Source organism: Dyella sp., assembly GCF_035277725.1.
In the GTDB taxonomy this organism is placed as follows: Bacteria; Pseudomonadota; Gammaproteobacteria; order Xanthomonadales; family Rhodanobacteraceae; genus Dyella_B.
The window spans coordinates 1-3,125 of the sequence record NZ_DATEJY010000234.1; the positions used below are offsets into that span (position 1 = coordinate 1).

At 59.0% G+C, this 3,125-nt stretch carries 3 protein-coding genes; 1 reads left to right on the plus strand and 2 read right to left on the minus strand.

Features of this window, described 5'->3' with window-relative positions; genetic code table 11:
• Positions 1-30: 30 nt before the first annotated feature.
• Positions 31-414 carry a VOC family protein gene (locus tag VJR68_RS19310; protein WP_324150295.1) on the minus strand — a complete coding sequence of 128 codons (384 nt, stop codon included), beginning with the start codon at positions 412-414 and terminating at the stop codon, positions 31-33.
• A gap of 442 nt (positions 415-856) precedes the next feature.
• Here VJR68_RS19310 and VJR68_RS19315 point away from each other — a divergent pair, with 442 nt between their 5' ends.
• Positions 857-2,137, plus strand: coding sequence for a divalent metal cation transporter (locus VJR68_RS19315; protein WP_324150296.1), 1,281 nt, complete (start codon positions 857-859; stop codon positions 2,135-2,137).
• 797 nt (positions 2,138-2,934) lie between these two features.
• Here VJR68_RS19315 and VJR68_RS19320 read toward each other — a convergent pair.
• Positions 2,935-3,125 (minus strand): hypothetical protein (locus VJR68_RS19320; RefSeq protein WP_324150298.1); only part of this gene is annotated, 191 nt, incomplete at its 5' end.

Here is a 3,125-nt window from a genome sequence, read left to right on the forward strand (position 1 = left end):
AACCGCTGTAACGCATGCGCGCTGCTGCCCTTATTTGCCTTCAGGCGGCTGCCAAAGCTCCACCTTGTTGCCTTCGGGATCGATCACCCAGCCGAACTTGCCGTACTCGGACTCGTCGACTTTGTCTTCGACCTGGCAGCCTTCAGCCCTGAGCGCCGCCAGCAGCGCATGCAGGTCGTCGACACGGTAGTTGATCATGAAGCTGGCCGTGCCCGGCGCGAAATACGACGTGTCTTCCTTGAACAGATTCCACGCCGTCGTTCCCGTGCCACTGGCGTTGTCATCCGCCCATCGAAACGCAGCCCCACCCCACGCTTGCACCGGCACACCCAGATGCACGCGATACCACTCCGACAATCCCTTGGGGTCTTTCGCCTTGAAGAACACCCCACCAATACCGGTAACACGTTTCATGGCGTTTCCTATGATCAAGCGTCGGGCGCAGATCGTTCTGGACGGTCTGCAGATAAATGCGAAACAGGCTCCCCAGAGAGTATCGCCGCAGATATTTCCAGCCCTTACCTTGCTTGTCAAAAAGCCCGCCAGTTCGCGATCCTGGATTGGGCCTTGGAACGACCCAATGTAGGCTGGGATGAAATCCCAGCACCGCTATGCATCGCAATGCTGGGATTTCATCCCAGCCTACGCAGCCCCGTTGACGCATTACCCATAAGTCACGTGTCGACGGTTGTGTCGATAGCTTGTGAAAAGTCATCTGTTGAATGCGGGAAGTGCAACAAGCGTTGAACTCGGCATACGTCCGTTTCCGCGTTGACATATGCCTTTCTTCGCCACCTCATCCCGTTCACAGAAGAGCTTGCACGATCCTGGCAACTTTCCAGCGATGGCAAGCTGCATGGCCGACCAGACCCGTGATGCGCCCAAGACTCCCTGGTGGAAACGCTTTGGCGCGGGCTTCGTAACGGGTGCGGCCGATGACGATCCCAGTGGCGTTGCCACCTACTCGCAAGTGGGTGCGAAATTCGGCTACGCCATGCTGTGGGTGATATTGATCACCACACCGCTGATGATCGCCATTCAAATGGTCAGCGCGCGCATCGGGCGCGTTTGCGGGGCCGGACTTGCCGATGCGTTGATAGCGAATTTCCCCAAGCCGGCGGTATGGACGCTGATCGTGCTGCTGGTGGTGGCCAACACCATCAACATCGGCGCCGATCTGGCCGCCATGGGCGCGGCGGCAAAGTTGCTGATCGGCGGTCCAAGTCTCTTGTATGTGCTGATATTCGCCGCGGGGTCGACGGCGCTGCAGGTGTATCTGTCGTTCGAACGCTACTCGCCGATCCTGAAATTAATCGCCTTGAGCCTGTTTGCCTATGTCGCGACGGCCTTTACCGTGCATGTGCCATGGGGCACGGCGTTGCGGTATTTCATCATTCCGCATGTGCAATGGAACACGGAATATTTGACCGGTGTCGTGGCCGTGCTCGGCACGACGATCAGCCCCTATCTGTTTTGCTGGCAGGCGGCAGAAGAGGTAGCGGAGTTGCGCGCCAACAACGAGCGCAAGCTGCAGCACGATACCGGCTGCAAGGCGGACGCCGAGCTGCGGCGCATCGCGCTGGATACCACAGTCGGCATGCTGTTCTCCAACATCGTGGCCTTCTTCATGATCGTCACCGCGGCAGCAGTTTTGCATGCCCATGGCAAGACCGACATTCAATCGGCATCTGAAGCCGCCGAAGCGCTACGCCCCATCGCCGGGCGCTTCGCCTTCACCTTGTTTTCCCTAGGCATCGTCAGCACCGGCCTGCTGGCCGTGCCGGTGGTAGCGGGTGCCTCCGCGTTTGCGGTCGCCGGCGCTGCGCGTAAACCCTATGGCCTGGCGCGCAAACCGCGGCAGGCCAAGCTGTTCTATGGCGTCTTGGTAGGCAGCATGGCGCTGGGTACGGCGCTGACGTTTTCACCCATCGACCCGATCAAGGCGTTGTATTGGAGTGCGGTGGTGAACGGCGTGTGTGCCGTGCCGTTGATGGCGGCGATCATGGTGGTCGTGCGCCGCAAGAAAACCATGGGCGAGCATGTCGTGCGCGGCTGGCTGTTGTTTTGGGGATGGCTGGCCACCGCGGTGATGGGCGTGGCGGCGGTGGTGATGTTTGCGACGCTGGGCAAGCAGTGAATGAGAACACCCGTGCAGCATGATGTCCTTGAAGGTGACGCTGATGGTACTGCTTGCCTGGTACGCGTAGTTGCGGCCGACCACGCCCTTGCCCGCGTTCGGGTCGTAGGGCGTGCCGATCTTCGATAGCAGCAGCAAATGCACGTTGTGATACGCGAATGCGCACAGGATGACGATGCTGGCGGGCTGCTCGTACAACTTGCCTTGCACGCACGAAGCGCGTCTCGCTAGGCGTGAAGTATTTCGTTGCCGAGGCCGGCGGCCCCGAGGTGCTGCAGCCGGCAAACAGCAAGGCCGATAGCGTGGTGACGGAAGCGGCAAGAAAGTGTCGGCGCGCGATGCAGACCGTGTCTGCGTCGTGTGAGTCGTACTCGATTCGCATTGCATCGCGCATGTCGCAAGGGCCGTGTTGCGTCACATCAACCGGCATAGTGTGATCGGTGTCGTTGCAGCGTAGTGAAAGGTGCATGCGGGATGCGAGAAGGCGTGGACTGGGTGATGGGTACTTGAGTTAGTACAACTTGACGCTCTAGCCCAATGCTTCGAACTTAAGGTTTTTTTCAACCGTGGGAAACTCTTGTTCGTCATTCCAGCGAAAGCTGGAATCCAGTGCCTTTCAGCCCAAAGTCGCTGGATTCCAGCTTTCGCTGGAATGACGGGTTTGGGTTCTGTAGCGGCTGGAAGAACCTTAAGTTCGGAGCATTGACGCTAGCCCTCCCCTGCAAGCAGGGGAGGGAACCGCTCCTGGCGATGATCGAAATACCTGTTTCGTCTGGGCGCAATTTATAGAAGTGCCTTTAAGGTTCACGCTGACGCCATTGCAAAGCGAATCGACATTCCGGCGAAAGCCCATCGCTGTCCGGGGAAAGTTTTGCTTGTTTAAGCGAAATGGCTAAAAAGCTCGTCGTCCCGGCGAAAGCCGGACGCAGCGCGAAGCGCGGAGAACGTCCGAATGGACGGCCCCGAAAGGGGTGAGCGGAGCGAATCA

Coding starts and splice junctions, on each gene's coding strand:
- VJR68_RS19310 (WP_324150295.1), bottom strand. CDS start 414: ATGAAACGTGTTACCGGTATTGGTGGGGTGTTCTTCAAGGCGAAAGAC.
- VJR68_RS19315 (WP_324150296.1), top strand. CDS start 857: ATGGCCGACCAGACCCGTGATGCGCCCAAGACTCCCTGGTGGAAACGC.